This window comes from Variovorax sp. NFACC27 (assembly GCF_048301545.1).
Classification (GTDB): domain Bacteria; phylum Pseudomonadota; class Gammaproteobacteria; order Burkholderiales; family Burkholderiaceae_C; genus Variovorax; species Variovorax gossypii.
This window is the reverse complement of sequence record NZ_CP157613.1, coordinates 2,680,485-2,697,468: the sequence shown is the minus strand read 5'-3', so window position 1 is coordinate 2,697,468 and position 16,984 is coordinate 2,680,485. Positions and strand designations below refer to the sequence as shown.

Below are 16,984 nucleotides of genomic sequence, written 5' to 3'. Positions count from 1 at the left end.
TTGATCCGTTGGCCTCAGAGCGGATGAAGATAGCCAGCGCTCAAACCGCCGTCTTGGAAGAACCCGAAACCGCCTGATCGAGGAACTCGGTCGGCGTGACGCCGCACAGCGCGCGAAACTCGTTGACCAGGTGCGACTGGTCGTAGAAGCCGCCCTCCAGCGCCACCTCGGCCCAGGCGGGCGAGGACTGCAGGCGCAGCGCCCGCAGGCAGCCGTGCATGCGCGCGAGCCGGCTCCAGGCGCGCGGCGAGAGCCCCACATGGGCATGGAAGAGCTGCTGCAGGCGCCGTTCGCCGACACCGACGGCGGCCGCCACCTCGCGCAACGGACGCCGCCCGCCCGAGTCGGCGATGAGCTGCGCGGCATGCATGGCACCGGCGTTGCCGGCACTGCCCCCCGGATTGCCGTCGCGAAGCCTGCGCTGCAGCACGGCCTGCAGCAGCGCCACCCGCGCCGCGTCGTCCCGCGCATCGATCATGCGTTCGAGCAGTTCCGCGCCTTCGCCACGCCAGAGCGCATCGAGATGCACGGCCGTGCCGCCGATCTCCCCGGCCGGCAGCCCCAGCAGCGCGGCGGCGGCACCGGGGCGAAGGGTGACGGAGAGCCCTTCCACCTTCCGCCGCATGCGCACGACGACCGGCGTGGTCGAGGCACCGATGGCCTCCACCGCCTGCCCCTGCTCGTCGCCGACGGAGGGCGCATCGCCGAAGTTGAAGACCAGCCGCACGGCGCCGTCAGGCAAGACGCGCTCGTGCACCTCGTGGCCGTCGGCGAAGCTCTCTCGGTACAGCATGACGTGCGAGACATGCCCGCGCAGCGCGGCCTCGACCGGAAACGCGCGCAGCGTGCCGGCAGGCACGCCCGATTCCGGCCCGTGCAGGGGGTCGTCGTCGAGCCGGAGGAAGAGGCGTTCGGCCATGGGCACCGATTGTGTTGAAAAACCCGCCCGGGCATGGCCGAAAATCGGCCGCCTCGCCTGTCCGAATCGAATGCCTTCCGCCCTGCCCGTTCTCTATTCGTTCCGTCGCTGCCCCTATGCGATGCGCGCCCGCCTCGCGCTGGTCGCCGCCGGACAGCGCTGCGAGCTGCGCGAGGTGGTGCTGCGCAACAAGCCCGCCGAGATGCTCGCGGCATCGCCCAAGGGCACGGTGCCCGTGCTGCTCGCGGAAGACGGCACGGTGCTGGAGCAGAGCCTCGACGTGATGCTGTGGGCCCTGCGCCGCGACGACCCGCTGCGCTGGCTGCAGCCCGCCAACGGCACGCTGCAGGACATGCTCGCGCTGGTCGCGACGTGCGACGACGAGTTCAAGCCCCAGCTCGACCGCTACAAGTACCCCGAGCGCCACGCGGACGGCGGCGAAACCGCTCGCGAGCGCGGTGCCGCCTTCCTGCGCGATCTGGAAGCCAGGCTGGCCCGCTCGCCGCAGCTGGCCGCCTCGCACGCGACACTGGCCGACGCCGCCGTCATGCCCTTCGTGCGCCAGTTCGCGATGGTCGATCAGGCATGGTTCGACTCGCAGCCGTGGCCGCGCCTGCAGGCCTGGCTGTCGGGCTGGACCGCCTCCAGGATCTTCGAGCGAGCGATGCACAAGTACGCGCCCTGGAAGTCCGGCGAGAACGGCGTCGACTTTCCGCCTTCGCCTTAGCCCGCCATCGCCGCCGCCGAGGCCCGCTGGATGCATTCGACGAAATGCTGCGCGGCCGGCGTCAGCAGTTGCCCGCGGCGCTTGATCACGCTCACGCTGAGCATCGGAAGCTCCTCCTCGATCTCCACGCGGCGGATGCCGTGGCGCTTGAAGGTCAGCGTGGCCAGCGGCTCGACGAACAGGCCGACCAGGTCCATCTGCCCGACCAGCGCCAGCGCCACCGTGACCGACTGCCCCTGTATCACCCTCGCCGGCGGCGGCAAGCCCAGCGGCAGCAGCGGCGACACGGCCTCCCGGCCGCTGAAGTGGTCGTCGCCCGGAAGAATCCACTCGGCCTTGTAGAGCTCGCGGATCGAGCGGCTGCCGCGCAGCGGATGGCGCTCGCGCATGCCCACCACCAGCTTCACCGGAAAGAGCTCCATCGCCTCGAACTGCGGGTCGAGCCGGCCTGGCACCACGTGCGCCACCGCGAAGTCGAGCGAGCCTTCGCGCAGGCGGGCCAGCATCCAGGGCAGCACGGTTTCGCTGAACTGCACGTCGACCGCCGGCAGGCGCGCGTGGAAGTCCTTGAAGGCGGCCGGCAGCACCGTGAGCGCAAACGAGGTGCTGACGGCCAGCGCCACCTTGCCGGTGAGGCCGTCGCGGATCTGTGCGATCTCGTCGCGGGCGCGCTGCATGTCGGCCAGCAGCAGCCGTGCGCGCGGCGCGAAGGCCTTGCCGAACTCGGTGAGCTGCACGCCCTTGACGCTGCGCTCCACCAGCGGCGCGCCGACCTCGCGCTCCAGCTCGCGCACGATCTTGGTGACGGCCGGCTGCGAGATGCCCAGCACGCGCGCGGCGGCGCGGATGCTCAACTGCTCGACCACGGCCACGAAGGCATGCAGCTGGTTGGGTTTCATGAAAACAAAAAGTTATCTTCGACGCCCAATTATTGTCTTTTCATGACAGCGGCGAATCTCTAGCATCCGGCGCGGCCAAGGCGTAGACCTTCGACCGACATTCCGAAAAGCAAGCCAACACTGGAGACACATGAGCACCCCAAGCATCCGGCCCGCGCCGTCCCCTTCTCCCGCGCGCCGCCGCCAGACCATCGTGGCCACCACCATCGGCAACGGGCTGGAGTTCTTCGACTTCACCGTCTACGGCTTCCTGGCGCTCGTGATCGGCAAGCTGTTCTTCCCGACCTTCAGTTCCTACGGCCAGCTGCTGCTGACGGTGGCGAGCTTCGGCGTGGGCTTCATCATGCGGCCGCTGGGCGGCATCGTCATCGGCGCGTATGCCGACCGCGCGGGCCGCAAGAAGGCCATGACGCTCACCATCTTCCTGATGGCGCTGGGCTGCGCGCTCATCGCCTTCACGCCCACCTATGCCTCCATCGGCGTCGCGGCGCCGATCGTCATCGTGCTGGCACGGCTCATCCAGGGCTTCTCGGCCGGCGGCGAGGTCGGCGCATCGACCACGCTGCTGGTGGAGCACGCCACGCCGGCCAACCGCGGCTACATGGCGAGCTGGCAGTTCGCCAGCCAGGGCCTGGGCGTGATGCTCGGTGCCGTCGTGGTGGGCCTGCTGACCTTCACGCTGTCGACGGAATCGATGCAGAGCTGGGGCTGGCGCGTGCCCTTCGTCATCGGCATGCTGATCGCGCCGGTGGGCATGTACATCCGCCGCCACCTCGAGGAATCGCTGCACGTCTCGCCCGAGCAGGCCGCCGCGCCGCGCGAGAGCAGCCTGAAGATCGTCTGCACGCAGCACGGCAAGACGGTGCTGGCCGCCATCCTCACGCTGGTGGGCGGCACCACGGCCGCGTATGTCGTGACCTTCTACATGCCGACCTACGCCGTGCGCGAGCTCGGCTTCACGCCGTCGGTGGCGCTCTTCGGCGCAGCGCTCACGGGGCTGATCTCGTTCGCCTTCGCGCCCTTCGTCGGCAAGCTGTCGGACGTGGTGGGCCGCAAGACGCTGATCGTGTGGAGCCGCATCGCGCTGGCGGTGCTTATTTACCCCGGCTTCCTGTGGCTCAACGCCTCGCCCACGCCCACGGTGCTGTTCGTGGTGCTCGGCGTGTTCAGCTTCGGCCTGGTCGTGCAGACGGTGCCCGGCATCACGATGCTGCCCGAGATGTTCCCGAAGGCCGTGCGCGCCAGCGGCATGTCGCTGGTGTACAGCGTGGGCGTGGCTCTGTTCGGCGGCTTCGCGCCCTTCATCAGCACCTGGCTGCTCAACGCCACGGGCAGCAAGCTCGCGCCCGCCTGGTACCTGGTGGCGATGACGGTGGTCTCGCTGCTGGGCCTGATCTGGCTGCGCGACCATACGGGCCGCGACATCGACGCCGCGGACGCCCACGCCGCATCGGCCTGACGATCTTCCCCATCATTCCAAGCACAGGAGTCCCCACCTCATGCAAGCACAAGCCACCGCAGCAACGCGGTTCTTCTCGGGCACCTACGTCGAGGCCCGCGCCAAGTTCCTCGAAGCCGCCGCGCAGCGCGGCGCGGCCGTCGAATCGTTCGTGCTGGAAGCGCACCGCGGCGCACTCGGCGAAGAACTGGCCACCGACGTCGCGCTGATCGGCGCCATCGACGCGAAGAAGGTGCTGCTCGTGAGCTCCGGCACGCACGGCCCCGAAGGCTTCTGCGGCTCGGGCACGCAGATCGCCACGCTCAACGACGCGGACCTGCTCTCGCGCCTGGAGCAGGCCGGCGTCTCGCTGCTGCTGGTGCACGCGGTCAACCCGCACGGCTTTTCGCACCTGCACCGCACGAACGAAGACAACATCGACCTGAACCGCAACCACATCGACTTCGACGCGCCGCTGCCGGTGAACGCCGAATACGCCGATGTCGAGCCGCTGGTGCTGCCCGCGACCTGGCCGCCGACACCCGCCGACGAAGCGGCCGTGGCGGCCTACGTGGCGAAGCACGGCATGCGCGCCTTCCGCGCCGCCGTGACGCGCGGCCAGTACACCTCGCCCGATGGCCTCTTCTACGGCGGCACCGCACCCTCGTGGAGCAACAGGACCATCCGCAAGATCCTGCGCAAGTACGCCGCCTCTGCCACGCACCTCGGCTGGATCGACGTGCACACGGGCCTGGGCCCCTACGGCCACGGCGAGAAGATCTACCCGGGCCGCAACACGCCCGAAGACCTGGCGCGGGCTCACGACTGGTGGGGCGCCGACGTGTTCGCGCCCTTCGCCGGCGACTCGGCCTCGGCCGACGTGTCGGGGCCGGTGATCTCGACCGCCTACGACGAATGCCCGAACGCGAAGATCGCGCCGATGGGCCTCGAGTTCGGCACGCTGCCCGACCTGGAAGTGCTGGACCGCCTGCGCGCCGACACCTGGCTGCGCCGCCACCCCGAGGCGCCGGAAGCGCAGAAGCGCGAGATCCGCACGCGGCTGCGCGACGGCTTCTACTGCGACAACGACGAGTGGAAGGGAATGATCCTGGGGCAGACGCGCGTCGTGCTGCTGCAGACGCTGCAGGGCCTGAAAGCGAGCTGACCCCCAGTCTTCGCGCACTTCGTGCCGCTTCGCCAACCCCCTTTCATGGGGCGACACCAGCGGCCCGGCAAAACCGGTTCCGCGGTGTCCCGCGAATAATCCGAGGCCGGTCAGCCGAAGTCCGGCGCGCGCTTCTCGCGCAGCGAGGCGACGCCCTCGCGCACGTCGGCCCCCGCGAAGCCCATGAATTCGAGCGCCAGCGATGCGTCGAAGGTCGGACCGGCCTGGCGCAGCCAGTTGTTCAGCGCGTACTTGGTGAAGCGGATGGCGCTCTGGCTGCCGGCCGCGAGCCGGTCGGCCACCTCGTAGGCGCGCGGCAAGAGCTCCGCCTCTTCCACCGCGAGAGACACGAGGCCGATGCGCTCGGCCTCCTCGCCGCTCACCGGCTCGCACAGCAGCAGGTGGTACTTGGCCTTGGCCATGCCGCACAGGAGCGGCCAGACGATGGCCGCATGGTCGCCCGCCGCCACGCCCAGGCGGGTGTGGCCGTCGACGATCTTCGCGTTCTTCGTGGCGATGGAGATGTCGGCGAGCAGCCCCGCCACCAGCCCCGCGCCCACCGCCGGGCCGTGCATGGCGCTCACGATGGGCTTGTCGCAGTTGATGATGTTGTAGACGAGGTCGCGCGCCTCGCGCCACACGCGCTGGCGCACCGCGTCGTCGGTGGTCATGTCCTGCACCATGGCCAGGTCGCCACCGCCCGAAAAGCCCAGCCCCTCGCCCCGGAGCACGGCGCAGCGCACGCTGTCGTCGGCCGACACGTCGCGCCAGATCTCGGCGAGCTCGCGATGACCGTCATGGCCCGCCGTGGGCAGCTTGCCGTTGGCCGCCAGCATCCGGATGTCGAGCACCGCGCCGTTCGCTCCGCGGCGCTCGATGGCGAGGGTCTTGTAGCGGGCGGCGTAGTCCATTGCAGGGTCTCTTTCGGTTGTTCGGCTACTTTCTTGCCGCCACTTCCCGGCAGCGCTGCACGTTTGCGTCGAAGCGCGAGGCCAGGCCCGGTTCGCACTCGTCGGAAGGGGCTAGCCTGCACATGCCGACCACAGCGTAGTCCATCACCGCCGCCGTGCACATGGGGTATGCGGCAAGCTCGGGATTGGCCTTGCTCTTGAAGCCCCAGCGCTCCGAGAACTGCACCGTGCGGACCATCGCGCCGTGGAAGAAGCTGCGGTCCTTGGCGGCGATGGCGGCCTCCATGCGGGGCAGCTCCTCGTTCAGGTAGCCGACCGAGTCGAGCGGAAAACCCGAGGGGTCCTGCTGTGCGGTGGCGAAGGACGCGGCGAGCACGAAGGGCAAGGCCGCAAGGGCGCGCAGAACGGGGGAAGGTGCGCGGCGATGAGTGGTGCGGTGGAGGTGCATGGCCCCGAATTCTGCAACGTTTTGAAGCATCTTTGAATTCGCCGCGATGCGCCGGCACCACGCCGGCCTGCGCTGCTAGCGGCCTTTCTTCTGCTTGTCGAACTTGCGCCAGTACTGGAACTCGTCCTCGTGCACCTCGAGATCGATCTCCGAAATGCGCGACTGCAGCCGTTCCTGCACCTCGGCCACAGCCTTGTTGTAGACGAGCGGACCGATCTCCTCGAGGAAGAAGCCGAGCAGCGCACCGGCCCCGATGTTGCCAATGGGCTCTTCCATGTTCTCGCGGAAATAGCGCTCGATGGAGGTGATGGCCTGCTGGCGTGCTTCCTTCGGTATCTCGATGCTCATGGGGTTCGTTCCTCGGGGCGTTCGGGCCGTCGATTGTGCCGTTCGCTACCATGCGCGCTCACAACAACACCGGAGACAGACACCGTGAAGTTCCGCCTTTTCCCTCTCACAGCGCTAGCGGCCCTCGCGGTCCTCGCCGGCTGCACGAACCTCACCCCCACCGTGCCCCAGCGCCAGCTGATGCTGGTCGCCAACGACGAGAAGCAGTCGTGGAACGACGCCGGCGCGGTGATCCTCGGCCCGATGGGGCGCGACACGGTGCAGGTGCTGGACATCGGCACCGATCCGCTGGCGCCCAAGGTGCTCGGCACGCTGCAGCTGGACAACACCATCGCCGGCCCGCCGACCAACCTCGCGATCACGCCCGGCGAAACGCTGGCGCTGGTCGCCAACTCGCTCAACGTGGTCGAGGAGAACGGCGCGCGCAAGCAGGTGCCCGACAACCGGCTCTTCGTGATCGACCTGACCACCACGCCGCCCAAGCTGCTCGACACGCTGCAGGTCGGCAAGCAGCCCTCGGGCCTGTCGATCAACCGCACGGGCGACCTGGCGCTGGTGGCCAACCGTGCCGACAACTCTGTGAGCGTGCTGCGCATCTCGGGCAAGAAGGTGACGCTGGTCGACACCGTGGCCATGGGCGACTCGGTGGCGCACGTGCGCTTCACGCCCGACGGCAAGCGCGCACTGGCGGCCAAGTTCCCGAGCCACAAGATCGCGCTGCTCGAGGTGAACGGCGAGAAGGTCAGCTACAACAAGGTCGACCTCGCCGCCGGCCTGTGGCCCTACAACGTCGACGTGACGCCCGACGGCAAGCTCGCGCTCACCGCCGACAACGGCAACTCGGGCGCCTCCGACGGCCAGGTCGACACGGTCAGCGTGATCGACATGGAAGCCGCGCCGCCGCGCGTGATCGACAAGGTGGTCGTCGGCGACGGCCCCGAGGGCCTGGCCGTGAGCCCGACCGGCCGGCACGCCGTGGCGGTGATCCTGCGCGGCAGCAACGCGGCGAAGAACGCCTACTTCTACAACCGCAACGGCTCGGTGGTGCTGCTGAAGATCGACGGCAAGAAGGTCACGCGCGCCAACGAGGTTGTGGTGCGCGGGCTGCCCGAAGGTGCGGTGTGGAGCGCCGACGGGAAATACCTGTACGTGGGGAATTTCATCGACCAGGACATCACGATCCTGCGGCTCGATGGAGACACGCTGGTGCCGACGGGCAAGTCGTTCCAGCTGCAGGGCCATCCGGCTGCGATGCGCGGGAAAATGACGCACTGACCGACCAGCACTCCTGCGAAAGAACGAAGACCCATGGCGCAACCCAAACGACCTCTCCGCACGCTCGAACGCGGCATCCTCTGCCTCGTGATCGGCGTCGCAGTCCTGCTGGGGCCGCGTTTCCTGCAGGGCACGCGCTGGTTCGAGATGGTGGCGGGGGCCTATCTGGTGGGCTGGTTCGCGGTGGTGCTGGGCGTGGCGCTGATCGTGGTCGAGCTGGTGAAGCTCGGCAGATCGCGCCGGCAATAAGAAACCCGCCTCGCGGCGGGTTTCGTTGGCAGTCGGCAGGCGCGCGTCAGGCCTTCTTGCCGCGCATCTTGCCGACCAGTTCCACCACCGCCAGCACGATGGCACCGGCCACGATGCCCACGCCGGCATTCACGCCCATCGAGCCCAGCGTGCCGAACACGCCGCCCGTGGCCTTGGCCCAGTCTTCGACCGCGTGGCCCAGTGCCGGCACGCCGTGCACCAGGATGCCGCCGCCCACGAGGAACATCGCGGCCGTGCCGGCCACCGACAGCGCCTTCATGAGCCAGGGCGCTGCCGCCAGGATGCCGCGGCCCAGCGCCCGTGCGCCCGCGCTGGCACGCTGGCTCAGGTAGAGGCCCGCGTCGTCGAGCTTCACGATGCCGGCCACGAGGCCGTAAACGCCGATGGTCATGATGAGCGCGATGCCGACGAGCACGCTCAGCTGCGTCGTGAAAGGCTGGCCCTGCACGGTGCCCAGCGTGATGGCGATGATTTCGGCCGAGAGGATGAAGTCGGTGCGCACCGCGCCCTTGATCTTGTCCTTCTCGACCGCCACCACGTCGACAGATGTGTCGGCCACGGCCTTCTCGTGGCGCTGGGTGTCGGCGTCGTGCTCCTTCTTGTGCAGGAACTTGTGGGCGAGCTTTTCGGCGCCCTCGAAGCACAGGAAGGCGCCGCCGATCATCAGCAGCGGCGTGACCAGCCAGGGCAGCCAGGTGCCGATGGCCAGCGCGGCGGGCACGAGGATCGCCTTGTTGATGAAGGAGCCCTTGCACACGGCCCACACGACCGGAATCTCGCGCTCCGCCTTGACACCCGTGACCTGCTGCGCGTTGAGCGCGAGGTCGTCGCCCAGCACGCCGGCTGTCTTCTTGGCGGCTACCTTGGTAAGGACCGATACGTCGTCGAGGACGGTCGCGATGTCGTCGAGCAGCAGGAGCAGGCTGGAGGCCATTGGCAGGATTCAGGCTGAAAAAGAAGCGGCGAGCTTATCCGCAGCCGCTGCCCGCCCCGTCAATACCCGTACGGGGGCGCTCCCCGAACAAGCGCTGGAGCGGGTCCGGGAGCGGTTCAGAGAGCGCCGAGCGCAATGACGAGCACGGCCGCCAGCGAGGCACCGAACAGCGCCAGGCCCACGCGGCGACGGCGATGCGTGAGCATCCACAGCGCCACGCCCGAGATCGACAGGAAGATCAGGCTGCCGGCCAGCGTGTCGACCAGCAGGATCCACGGCAGCGGCATGGCGCCGCCCTTGTGCATGTTGGTGAGCGTGGCCACGATACCGTTGTGCGTGGTGGTGACGCCCACCGAGCGGTTGCCCTGCCAGTACTCGGCCTGCACGATCTCGTTGGGGCCGCCGAAGTTGAACACCCAGTGCGCGGGCTGCGTGAGGGCCGGAGCGCTCTTGTCGCCCTTGTCGGCCCAGGCGACGGGCTTGGAGGGCTCGATGCGGCTGGAGTTGGGCGGGCCGCTCATACGCAGCGCCTCTTGCAGCCATCGGCTCATGGCCTCGGGCGTTTCCGGCACCGGGTCGGGCAGCGCGAGCTGGGCGCGCGTGCGCTCCTGGGCCTGCGGCAGCTTCATCACGTTGCGGTGGTTGAGCCAGATGCCGCTGAAGCCGAACAGCAGCCCCAGCACCGCGCCCCAGAGGCCGAACCAGCCGTGGGTGCGGCGGATCCACTGCACGGCGGCCGTGCGCCGCTGGTGCGAACGCACGCGCGCGGCGTGGCCGAGGGAAGAAGAACCGCCGGCGGCGTCCATGGCGTCGCGCCGGCTCAGGCCACGCTGCGCTTGAGGCGGATTTCCTCGATGCGCACGGTGCCGATGGCGGTGGTCTTGGCGGTCTTCATCTCGCGCTTGAAGCCCGCGAGTTCATGGAAGCGCATGGCGCGGTCGTTGCGGATCGGCACCCAGATGGTGACCGTGGTGCAGCCCTCGTCCTCGAGGCCTTCGCGGGCGGCGTCCCAGAGGGCCACGCCGGCGCCCTTGCCCCAGTGCTCGGGCTTGACGTAGATGGCCCAGATCTCGCCGGTGGTCGGCGGGGTCTTGGGGTCGCGCGAGCGGTCGAAGCCCACGAAGCCCACGATCTCGCTGCCGTGCACCACCACGTGGACCTGGGGTTCGCTGTACTCGATGGCCTCGCGCCACTTGGCTTCGCGCGTGGCGGGAGCCAGGGCGCGCAGTTCTTCCTCGGGAAGGATGCCTTCGTAGGCGGCCTTGACGGAGAGTGCGTGGATTTCTGCGACGGCCTTGGCGTCGCGCAGGGTCGCGGGGCGAACTTCGTAATCTGACATGAATGCGGGAAATCGGATGGAACCGCGTATTGTCGCCTCACCGCTAAACTGCAGCCCGCATACGTCGCAACTACAGGAGAAACCGACATGGCCAAGGGTCAGCAGCGCAGCAACAAGGAAGCGAAGAAACCGAAGAAGGACACCTCGCCGCCCAAGCCCGTGAGCACCGGCGGAATCGAGCCTGTCCGCACGGTCACGACCGAGGTGATTCCCCGCGGCAAGCTCAAGAACAAGTAGACAAGCAAGCAAGTGACGAACGACTCGCCCACGCCACCGCCCGCCCCCGCGGCCACGCAGGCCCAGCCGCGCAATCCGCTGCACGGGGTCACGCTGGAGGCCATCGTCACGGCGCTGGCCGGCCACTACGGCTGGCCGAGGCTGAGCGAGCTCGTTCCCATCCGCTGCTTCACGCACGACCCGAGCGTGGGCTCCAGCCTCAGGTTCCTTCGCAAGACGCCCTGGGCGCGCGAGAAGGTCGAGAGCCTCTATCTCTTCATGCTGCGCGAGCAGCGCCGCGAACAACAACAGCAGCAGCCATGAAGGTCCGGCTCGAGCCTTCGGGCCTCGACTTCGAGACCGACGGCGACATCACCCTCCTCGAGGCCGCGGAAGCCGCCGGCATCGAGCTTCCGAGCTCGTGCCGCAACGGCACTTGCCGCACCTGCATCTGCCTGCGGCTCGCGGGCGAAACCCGCCACGTCATCGAATGGCCCGGCCTGAGCGCCGAGGAAAAGGCCGAAGGCTGGATCCTGCCCTGCGTGGCGCAGGCGCTCGGCGACATCACGCTCGAAGTGCCCGGCGCACGCGCCCTGTTCGCGGATTGATCGCCGTCAGGCCGGCGGCCTGACCGAAGGCGCAGCCACCACCAGCCGGTCGCGGTGCGCCAGCGAGGGAAAGATCCTGAACCAGGTCAGCGCGACCAGCATCGTCCCCACTCCGCCCACCACCACCGAGCCGACCGGCCCGAGCAGCGCCGCCGTGGCGCCCGATTCGAACTCGCCGAGCTGGTTGCTCGCGCCGATGAAGATCGAGTTGACCGCGCTCACCCGCCCGCGCATGGCGTCGGGCGTCTCCAGCTGCACCAGCGTCTGGCGGATCACCACGTTGACCATGTCCGCGCCGCCCGAGACCGCGAGCGCGACCAGCGAGACGACAAAACTCTTCGAGATGCCGAACACCACCATGCACAGCCCGAAGAGCCCGACAGCCAGCAGCAGCGTGCGGCCCACGTTGCGCTCGACCGGCCTGCGCGTGAGCGCGATGGACATCACCAGCGCCCCCACCGCCGGCGCGCTGCGCAGCAGGCCGAGCCCCCAGGGGCCGGTGTGCAGGATGTCCTTGGCATAGATCGGCAACAGCGCCACCGCGCCGCCCAGCAGCACCGCGAACAGGTCGAGCGAGACCGCGCCGAGCACCGGCTTGCGCTTCCAGATGAAGTCGACGCCCGCGAACACCGTGGACAGCGTGACCGGCTCGCGCGCGGCCGGCGTGTAGGCGTAGCGCAGCCGCAGCACCAGCGCGCAGGCGACGGCGAAGAAGACCAGGCTCGCGCCGTACACCACCGCCATGCCCGCCACGAACAGCAGCCCGCCCAGGGCCGGCCCGCCGATGATCGCGCCCTGCATGCCCGCCGAGCTGAAGGCCATCGCGCGCGACAGCATGACAGGCGGCACCAGCAGCGGCGTCAGCGCCTGCTGGGCCGGCATCTGGAACGCCCGCACCGCGCCCAGCACCAGCGACAGGCCCAGCAGAAGGCCGCGCGTGTCGTGCTTTTCGAGCACCGCCAGCAGCAGCACGAGCGCCACCAGTCCCTGCACCGCGAAGCAGGCCGCGACGATGCGCCCGCGATGGTGACGGTCGACGATGTGCCCGGCCAGCAGCGCCAGCAGCAGCGCGGGCACGAACTGGTAGAGGCCCACCAGCCCCAGGTCCCAGGCGCTTCCGGTGAGCTCATACATGTGCCAGCCGATGGCCACCAGCAGCATCTGCGAGGCGGCCGTGCCGAACAGGCGCGCCGTCCACATCTGCATGAAGGGGCGTTCGCGCGTCAGGTCGGAGAAGCTGGGGGGAGAAGCCGCGGCACCCTGCAGGGCGGCGTCGGGAGAGGGGGAAGCGGAAGCTGGGGCGGGGCCGGACATTCGTCCGAGGATAGCCGAGGCCGGATGAGCAGGGCATGAGGGCCGGCGGCGGCCCCACGCGCCACCTCGCGGGCTGCTGTCTACACTCGGCGGCTCCCATGACCGCCCCGCCGCCGCTGCAACCCGTTCACGAAGACGCCCACCTGCTGGTGCTCGACAAGCCCGCCGGCCTGCTCTGCGTGCCCGGCCGCGGCGAAGACAAGCAGGACTGCCTGAGCGCACGCGCCATGCGGCAGTGGCCCGACGCGCTGATCGTGCACCGCCTCGACATGGCCACCAGCGGGCTGGTGGTGATGGCACGGGGCATCGAGATGCAGCGGGCGCTGAGCGCCGAATTCGCCGAGCGCCGGGTGCACAAGCGCTATGAAGCCGTCGTCGACGGCGAAATGCCGCTGCGCGAAGACTGGTCGGTGATCGACGCGCCGCTGATGGCCGACTGGCCGCGCCGTCCCCTGCAGAAAATCGACCCGGCCGGCAAGCCCAGCGTCACGCGATGGAAGGCGCTCTCGGTGTTGCCGGGAGAGCCCGCCGCCACGCATGTACTGCTGGAGCCGTTGACAGGCCGCTCGCACCAGCTGCGCGTGCATCTGCTGTCGATCGGGCATCCGATCCTGGGCGACGCGCTCTACGGCGACGCGGCCCTGCGAGCGCGAGCGCCGCGCCTGATGCTGCATGCAAGCGAGCTGGGGTTCGTGCATCCGGCGACGGGGCAGGAGCTTTGCTTCGAGCGGCCGTCTGGCTTCGTCGTCCCCTGATCCCCGATTCCGCTACGCCGCGGTTTCCGTTGTTGCGGATGCCGCCGCTCAGCCGCCCTTGACGACCAGCACGGGCATGTTCGCGTCCTGCAGCACGCGCTGCGTCACGCTGCCCAGCAGCAGTTTCTCGATGCCGCTGCGGCCGTGCGAGCCCATCACGATCAGGTCGGCCGCGATGGCGATGGCCGTGTCGACGATGCCTTCGTGCACCACGTGGCCGTCGATCACGCGCTGGTCGCTGTGCAGGCCTTCGGCCGCGAGCGCCGCCACGCCGCGCGCGAGAGCCGCATTGGCGCTGGCGGTGGCCGCCGCGAGGTATTCGTTCTGGCCGAGCGCGTAGTCAGCGCCGACGCCGATGAAGGGATAGTTGTCGATCACGTGGATCAGCGTGATGCGGCTACCGAAGGCCAGCGCGAGGCCGCTGGCCTTGCTGACGGCGAGCATGGAAGTTTCGGAGCCGTCGATCGGAACCAGGATGTGATTGAACATGGCGGGACCTCGCTTTCGTTCGCAGACAGACACACGGCCCACATGGGGCCGGCCCCGAATTTAACCGCTGTTGCGCGCCGCAGGCTGTAGGACTGCCCCGCCGCAGGGTGAGTTCAATCCCCCTGGAAACCCTTGGCCCTGCAGGTGATCACGAGCGTGTCGCGCCAGCCCTCGCCGCCCTCCTCGAGCGGCTGGATCGGCGTCGACTCGTGGATCACGCGCGCATCGTCGAGCACCAGCAGCGTCCACGGCTCGGTCATCGTGAAGCGTTCGCCGCGACGCCCGTTGGCTTCGAACACGCGCGTCTCGCCGCCCTTGATGCCGTGCCGGCCCACGAGCGCCACCGCCACGAGATCAACCCCGTCGCGGTGCGCGCCCTCGGGCGTGGGACGGCCGATGCCGCCCGCGGTGTCGATGCGGAACTGATGCGCCTCCACGTACCAGCGCTGCGCCTCGCCGCGCATCTCGCTGCTGGCCCTGCCCAGCTGCTGGAGCAGCCGATGCCACACGGGCTGTGCGACGGTGGCCTCGAGCATCGGCGCGAACCAGCGCTGCATGCCGCCATGCAGCGCGTTGTATTCGACCGGCTGCCAATGCGCGCGATGCGGCACCTGCGCCAGCGTGGCCTGCTCGTCGGCCTCGACCGTGAAGCAGGCATGGCGTCGGGTGCGGTAGCGGCCGCCGTCCTTCAGGTAATCGTCGGGCGGAAGATCGTTCCAGTCCGGGTGCAGCGCTTCGAGCTGCGAGACCGGAACACCGAGCCATTCGCCGACGCCCTGCGGGCTCAGCACGGCATAGCCCTGGTCGCGCAGCGCGGCGGGCAGCTCGGCGGGAGCGATGAACGGGGGGGTGAATGCGGCGGTGGTCACTGGGCGCTGACCTTCACGTCCTTCCAGAACGCGACGCGGTCGCGGATCTCTTCGGCTTCGGGCTTCGGATCGGCGTAGTACCAGGCGGCGTCGGTGTTGAGCTCGCCGTTGACCAGCAGCGAGTAGTAGCTCGCGGTGCCCTTCCAGGGGCAGGTGGACCTGTGGTTGCTGAAGGTGACGAAGTCGCGGTTGAGCGCGCTCATCGGGAAATAGTGGTTGCCTTCGACGAGGACGGTGTCGTCGCTTTCGGCGATGGTTACGCCGTTCCAGGTTGCTTTCATGGGTTGGGGGTCTCCGGGGGCGGCCGGGTGCCGCTTTCGGGGGTTATTGTGCCGTTGCTACGAGCTTGGCCTTTTTCCAGTGCTTATCTGCCCCTGCTAGGGAGTTTGCTTTCCGGGGCCGGGTCTCCGCCCGGCTGCGGACCTACTTTCTTTTGCTTCGCCAAAAGAAAGTAGGCAAAGAAAAGGCGACCCCACTGTCTGCGACCCTCCGCTTCGCTGCGGGCAACCTGCGGTGCTCGCGTTTCGCGGGGTCTCGCAGAACTCGCTTCGCTCAAACAGCTGCGAGCCCTTGTCCGCGAAACGCTGCGCTCCTCGGCGCAGCCAGAGGGGATTGGAAACCTGCGGGCCATCGCGTTGCTCGGCCTTCTGAACAGCCCACACTGGCCTTCGCTTCGCTCGGCCCGGAATCTCAAGCCAATCGCGACCGCTTCAAGCTTCAGCCGCCCCAACGCCTCGTTCCAAGCACAGCAGGCGCGAAGCGCTTGCTGTGCCTTGATGGCCGAGCAACGCGATGGCCCGCAGGTTTCCAATCCCCTCTGGCTGCGCCGAGGAGCGCAGCGTTTCGCGGACAAGGGCTCGCAGCTGTTTGAGCGAAGCGAGTTCTGCGAGACCCCGCGAAACGCGAGCACCGCAGGTTGCCCCGTAGCGAAGCGCAGGGGTCGCAGACAGTGGGGTCGCCTTTCTTTTGCCTACGTTTCTTTGGCGAAGCAAAGAAAAGTAGGTCGGCCGCCGGGCGGAACTCCCGGCCCCGGGAAGCAAAGGCTAAGCAGCAAGCCAATGAACGCTGAAGAGCCTCTCCGGATCCACCCAAACCGCCCCAGGCTTGAATCCAGCCCTCACAGCCAGAGCCCGAAGCCCTTCAACAGTGAACTTATGCGAGTACTCCGTATGAATAGTCTCGCCTTCCGCAAACCCAAACACTTCCCCATTCAGAGAAACGCTCTGAGCCCGCCGGCTCACAAGATGCATCTCGATCCTCTGCCGAGGCGCGTTATAGAACGCCGCATGCGAGAACCCATCAAGATCGAAGTCCGCATCCAGCTCAGCATTCGCCCGCCGCAGCAGATTGAGGTTGAACTCCCCCGTAACCCCCTGCGCATCGTTGTATGCCGCATGCAGGCGCCCAGGATCCTTGACAAGGTCCACCCCGATCAGCAACCCGCCCCCCCGCAACATCCGCGCAGCCAGCTGCAAGAACGCCAGCGCCTCGTCGGGCTCGAAGTTCCCGATAGTCGACCCCGGAAAGAACCCCACTCGCCGCCCCGCCCCGGCCATCGGCGCAGGCAGCACCAACGGCATCGTGTAGTCAGCAGCGATGGGCTGCACCACCAGCTCCGTATAGTCCGCCTTCAACCGCTCGGCAGCCGCCTCCAGGTGCTCGCCGGAGATGTCGATGGGCAGATAGCGCTTCGGCGTCTCCAGCGCATCGAGCAGCAGCCGCACCTTGGTCAGCGACCCCGCGCCGAACTCGACGATCTCCGCATTCGGGCCGATCTGCCCGGCGATCTCGCCGGCGCACTCGCCGAGGATGCGAAGCTCGGTGCGCGTCGGGTAGTACTCGGGCAGTTCGCAGATCCGGTCGAACAGCTGCGAGCCCGCGGCGTCGTAGAAGAATTTCGGCGAAATGCTGCGCGGCGAGCGCGCGAGCCCCGCCTGCATCTCGCGGCCGAACTCCGACAGCGGCGTGGCGGCTGCCGCCGGCGATGCGGCGCGCGGCTTCTGCGATGACTTCGCGGGCACGAAGGACGACAGCGAGGACGAAGAAATTGGATTGCGCAT

22 protein-coding genes are annotated in these 16,984 nt (G+C 68.6%); 9 read left to right on the top strand and 13 right to left on the bottom strand.

The genetic code is table 11. From position 1 onward, the window contains the following. Nucleotides 1-40: 40 nt before the first annotated feature. The gene (locus ABL840_RS12600) at nucleotides 41-919 is read right to left on the bottom strand and encodes a helix-turn-helix transcriptional regulator (RefSeq protein WP_093300858.1); all 879 of its coding nucleotides are present in this window, start codon (nucleotides 917-919) and stop codon (nucleotides 41-43) included. A 70-nt stretch (nucleotides 920-989) separates the two neighbouring features. Between ABL840_RS12600 and ABL840_RS12595 the strand changes: the two genes are divergently transcribed. After that, entirely contained in the window at nucleotides 990-1,646 is a 657-nt protein-coding gene (locus ABL840_RS12595) for a glutathione S-transferase (protein ID WP_093300860.1), read from the top strand. Here the strand turns inward: ABL840_RS12595 and ABL840_RS12590 are convergent. Next, a complete protein-coding gene (locus ABL840_RS12590; RefSeq protein ID WP_093204360.1) occupies nucleotides 1,643-2,545 on the bottom strand; it encodes a LysR family transcriptional regulator in 903 nt (300 codons plus the stop codon). The two genes, ABL840_RS12595 and ABL840_RS12590, sit on opposite strands and share 4 nt — an antisense overlap. A gap of 130 nt (nucleotides 2,546-2,675) precedes the next feature. Here ABL840_RS12590 and ABL840_RS12585 point away from each other — a divergent pair, with 130 nt between their 5' ends. Together ABL840_RS12585 and ABL840_RS12580 are read left to right on the top strand one after the other, a co-directional pair. After that, nucleotides 2,676-4,004 carry an MFS transporter gene (locus ABL840_RS12585; protein ID WP_093300862.1) on the top strand — a complete coding sequence of 443 codons (1,329 nt, stop codon included), beginning with the start codon at nucleotides 2,676-2,678 and terminating at the stop codon, nucleotides 4,002-4,004. A gap of 40 nt (nucleotides 4,005-4,044) precedes the next feature. Next, nucleotides 4,045-5,148: a M14 family metallopeptidase gene (locus tag ABL840_RS12580; protein ID WP_093300863.1), complete on the top strand. Its 1,104-nt coding sequence runs from the start codon at nucleotides 4,045-4,047 to the stop codon at nucleotides 5,146-5,148. A 110-nt stretch (nucleotides 5,149-5,258) separates the two neighbouring features. Here ABL840_RS12580 and ABL840_RS12575 read toward each other — a convergent pair whose 3' ends face one another. From ABL840_RS12575 to ABL840_RS12565, 3 genes are all read right to left on the bottom strand, one after another. Next, nucleotides 5,259-6,059 (bottom strand): enoyl-CoA hydratase/isomerase family protein, encoded by an 801-nt coding sequence (locus ABL840_RS12575; protein ID WP_093204352.1) that lies wholly within the window; start codon nucleotides 6,057-6,059, stop codon nucleotides 5,259-5,261. A gap of 25 nt (nucleotides 6,060-6,084) precedes the next feature. Beyond that, nucleotides 6,085-6,507, bottom strand: a complete 423-nt coding sequence (locus ABL840_RS12570; RefSeq protein WP_093300865.1) for a hypothetical protein — start codon at nucleotides 6,505-6,507, stop codon at nucleotides 6,085-6,087. A 75-nt stretch (nucleotides 6,508-6,582) separates the two neighbouring features. Then, nucleotides 6,583-6,855, bottom strand: coding sequence for a DUF2164 domain-containing protein (locus ABL840_RS12565; protein ID WP_093300867.1), 273 nt, complete (start codon nucleotides 6,853-6,855; stop codon nucleotides 6,583-6,585). A gap of 84 nt (nucleotides 6,856-6,939) precedes the next feature. Here ABL840_RS12565 and ABL840_RS12560 point away from each other — a divergent pair, with 84 nt between their 5' ends. Both ABL840_RS12560 and ABL840_RS12555 read left to right on the top strand, forming a co-directional pair. Continuing rightward, nucleotides 6,940-8,130, top strand: coding sequence for a lactonase family protein (locus tag ABL840_RS12560; protein WP_093300868.1), 1,191 nt, complete (start codon nucleotides 6,940-6,942; stop codon nucleotides 8,128-8,130). Nucleotides 8,131-8,163: 33 nt separating this feature from the next. Then, nucleotides 8,164-8,379, top strand: coding sequence for a hypothetical protein (locus ABL840_RS12555; RefSeq protein WP_093300870.1), 216 nt, complete (start codon nucleotides 8,164-8,166; stop codon nucleotides 8,377-8,379). Nucleotides 8,380-8,425: 46 nt separating this feature from the next. Here the strand turns inward: ABL840_RS12555 and ABL840_RS12550 are convergent, their stop codons facing one another. The 3 genes from ABL840_RS12550 to ABL840_RS12540 all read right to left on the bottom strand — a co-directional run bounded on the left by ABL840_RS12550 (nucleotide 8,426) and on the right by ABL840_RS12540 (nucleotide 10,673). Further along, a complete protein-coding gene (locus ABL840_RS12550) occupies nucleotides 8,426-9,334 on the bottom strand; it encodes a DUF808 domain-containing protein (RefSeq protein ID WP_093300871.1) in 909 nt (302 codons plus the stop codon). 116 nt (nucleotides 9,335-9,450) lie between these two features. Next, a complete protein-coding gene (locus ABL840_RS12545) occupies nucleotides 9,451-10,140 on the bottom strand; it encodes a PepSY-associated TM helix domain-containing protein (RefSeq protein WP_093300873.1) in 690 nt (229 codons plus the stop codon). Nucleotides 10,141-10,154: 14 nt separating this feature from the next. Beyond that, nucleotides 10,155-10,673 carry a GNAT family N-acetyltransferase gene (locus tag ABL840_RS12540; RefSeq protein WP_093300875.1) on the bottom strand — a complete coding sequence of 173 codons (519 nt, stop codon included), beginning with the start codon at nucleotides 10,671-10,673 and terminating at the stop codon, nucleotides 10,155-10,157. A gap of 87 nt (nucleotides 10,674-10,760) precedes the next feature. Here ABL840_RS12540 and ABL840_RS12535 point away from each other — a divergent pair, with 87 nt between their 5' ends. The 3 genes from ABL840_RS12535 to ABL840_RS12525 are packed head-to-tail and all read left to right on the top strand — an operon-like array spanning nucleotide 10,761 to nucleotide 11,497. After that, the gene (locus ABL840_RS12535; RefSeq protein ID WP_170217229.1) at nucleotides 10,761-10,910 is read left to right on the top strand and encodes a hypothetical protein; all 150 of its coding nucleotides are present in this window, start codon (nucleotides 10,761-10,763) and stop codon (nucleotides 10,908-10,910) included. 12 nt (nucleotides 10,911-10,922) lie between these two features. After that, nucleotides 10,923-11,213, top strand: coding sequence for a VF530 family DNA-binding protein (locus tag ABL840_RS12530; protein WP_093300876.1), 291 nt, complete (start codon nucleotides 10,923-10,925; stop codon nucleotides 11,211-11,213). Next, nucleotides 11,210-11,497: a 2Fe-2S iron-sulfur cluster-binding protein gene (locus ABL840_RS12525; RefSeq protein ID WP_093300878.1), complete on the top strand. Its 288-nt coding sequence runs from the start codon at nucleotides 11,210-11,212 to the stop codon at nucleotides 11,495-11,497. The genes ABL840_RS12530 and ABL840_RS12525 overlap by 4 nt, the downstream gene beginning before the upstream one ends. A gap of 6 nt (nucleotides 11,498-11,503) precedes the next feature. Here the strand turns inward: ABL840_RS12525 and ABL840_RS12520 are convergent, their stop codons facing one another. Continuing rightward, on the bottom strand, nucleotides 11,504-12,703 hold the full coding sequence (locus ABL840_RS12520) for an MFS transporter (protein ID WP_093204320.1): 1,200 nt from the start codon (nucleotides 12,701-12,703) through the stop codon (nucleotides 11,504-11,506). A 206-nt stretch (nucleotides 12,704-12,909) separates the two neighbouring features. On the opposite strand from ABL840_RS12520, the gene ABL840_RS12515 reads away from it, so the two are divergent. Then, complete coding sequence (locus tag ABL840_RS12515) at nucleotides 12,910-13,566, top strand: RluA family pseudouridine synthase (RefSeq protein ID WP_093300880.1); 657 nt, start codon at nucleotides 12,910-12,912, stop codon at nucleotides 13,564-13,566. 48 nt (nucleotides 13,567-13,614) lie between these two features. Here the strand turns inward: ABL840_RS12515 and ABL840_RS12510 are convergent, their stop codons facing one another. From ABL840_RS12510 to egtD, 4 genes are all read right to left on the bottom strand, one after another. Beyond that, nucleotides 13,615-14,055, bottom strand: a complete 441-nt coding sequence (locus ABL840_RS12510) for a universal stress protein (RefSeq protein WP_007833935.1) — start codon at nucleotides 14,053-14,055, stop codon at nucleotides 13,615-13,617. 113 nt (nucleotides 14,056-14,168) lie between these two features. Then, the gene (locus tag ABL840_RS12505; RefSeq protein ID WP_093204314.1) at nucleotides 14,169-14,924 is read right to left on the bottom strand and encodes a 2OG-Fe dioxygenase family protein; all 756 of its coding nucleotides are present in this window, start codon (nucleotides 14,922-14,924) and stop codon (nucleotides 14,169-14,171) included. Further along, nucleotides 14,921-15,205: a DUF427 domain-containing protein gene (locus tag ABL840_RS12500; RefSeq protein WP_093204311.1), complete on the bottom strand. Its 285-nt coding sequence runs from the start codon at nucleotides 15,203-15,205 to the stop codon at nucleotides 14,921-14,923. The genes ABL840_RS12505 and ABL840_RS12500 overlap by 4 nt, the downstream gene beginning before the upstream one ends. A gap of 762 nt (nucleotides 15,206-15,967) precedes the next feature. Then, on the bottom strand, nucleotides 15,968-16,984 hold the full coding sequence (gene egtD, locus ABL840_RS12495; protein WP_093300881.1) for an L-histidine N(alpha)-methyltransferase: 1,017 nt from the start codon (nucleotides 16,982-16,984) through the stop codon (nucleotides 15,968-15,970).

Bases quoted from the DNA above. Each gene is read 5' to 3' on its own strand.
- ABL840_RS12510 (WP_007833935.1), bottom strand. From the start codon at position 14,055: ATGTTCAATCACATCCTGGTTCCGATCGACGGCTCCGAAACTTCCATG.
- ABL840_RS12585 (WP_093300862.1), top strand. From the start codon at position 2,676: ATGAGCACCCCAAGCATCCGGCCCGCGCCGTCCCCTTCTCCCGCGCGC.
- ABL840_RS12595 (WP_093300860.1), top strand. From the start codon at position 990: ATGCCTTCCGCCCTGCCCGTTCTCTATTCGTTCCGTCGCTGCCCCTAT.
- ABL840_RS12500 (WP_093204311.1), bottom strand. From the start codon at position 15,205: ATGAAAGCAACCTGGAACGGCGTAACCATCGCCGAAAGCGACGACACC.
- ABL840_RS12580 (WP_093300863.1), top strand. From the start codon at position 4,045: ATGCAAGCACAAGCCACCGCAGCAACGCGGTTCTTCTCGGGCACCTAC.
- ABL840_RS12590 (WP_093204360.1), bottom strand. From the start codon at position 2,545: ATGAAACCCAACCAGCTGCATGCCTTCGTGGCCGTGGTCGAGCAGTTG.
- ABL840_RS12570 (WP_093300865.1), bottom strand. From the start codon at position 6,507: ATGCACCTCCACCGCACCACTCATCGCCGCGCACCTTCCCCCGTTCTG.
- ABL840_RS12550 (WP_093300871.1), bottom strand. From the start codon at position 9,334: ATGGCCTCCAGCCTGCTCCTGCTGCTCGACGACATCGCGACCGTCCTC.
- ABL840_RS12565 (WP_093300867.1), bottom strand. From the start codon at position 6,855: ATGAGCATCGAGATACCGAAGGAAGCACGCCAGCAGGCCATCACCTCC.
- ABL840_RS12600 (WP_093300858.1), bottom strand. From the start codon at position 919: ATGGCCGAACGCCTCTTCCTCCGGCTCGACGACGACCCCCTGCACGGG.
- ABL840_RS12540 (WP_093300875.1), bottom strand. From the start codon at position 10,673: ATGTCAGATTACGAAGTTCGCCCCGCGACCCTGCGCGACGCCAAGGCC.
- ABL840_RS12555 (WP_093300870.1), top strand. From the start codon at position 8,164: ATGGCGCAACCCAAACGACCTCTCCGCACGCTCGAACGCGGCATCCTC.
- ABL840_RS12575 (WP_093204352.1), bottom strand. From the start codon at position 6,059: ATGGACTACGCCGCCCGCTACAAGACCCTCGCCATCGAGCGCCGCGGA.
- egtD (WP_093300881.1), bottom strand. From the start codon at position 16,984: ATGCGCAATCCAATTTCTTCGTCCTCGCTGTCGTCCTTCGTGCCCGCG.
- ABL840_RS12535 (WP_170217229.1), top strand. From the start codon at position 10,761: ATGGCCAAGGGTCAGCAGCGCAGCAACAAGGAAGCGAAGAAACCGAAG.
- ABL840_RS12545 (WP_093300873.1), bottom strand. From the start codon at position 10,140: ATGGACGCCGCCGGCGGTTCTTCTTCCCTCGGCCACGCCGCGCGCGTG.
- ABL840_RS12515 (WP_093300880.1), top strand. From the start codon at position 12,910: ATGACCGCCCCGCCGCCGCTGCAACCCGTTCACGAAGACGCCCACCTG.
- ABL840_RS12520 (WP_093204320.1), bottom strand. From the start codon at position 12,703: ATGCAGATGTGGACGGCGCGCCTGTTCGGCACGGCCGCCTCGCAGATG.
- ABL840_RS12525 (WP_093300878.1), top strand. From the start codon at position 11,210: ATGAAGGTCCGGCTCGAGCCTTCGGGCCTCGACTTCGAGACCGACGGC.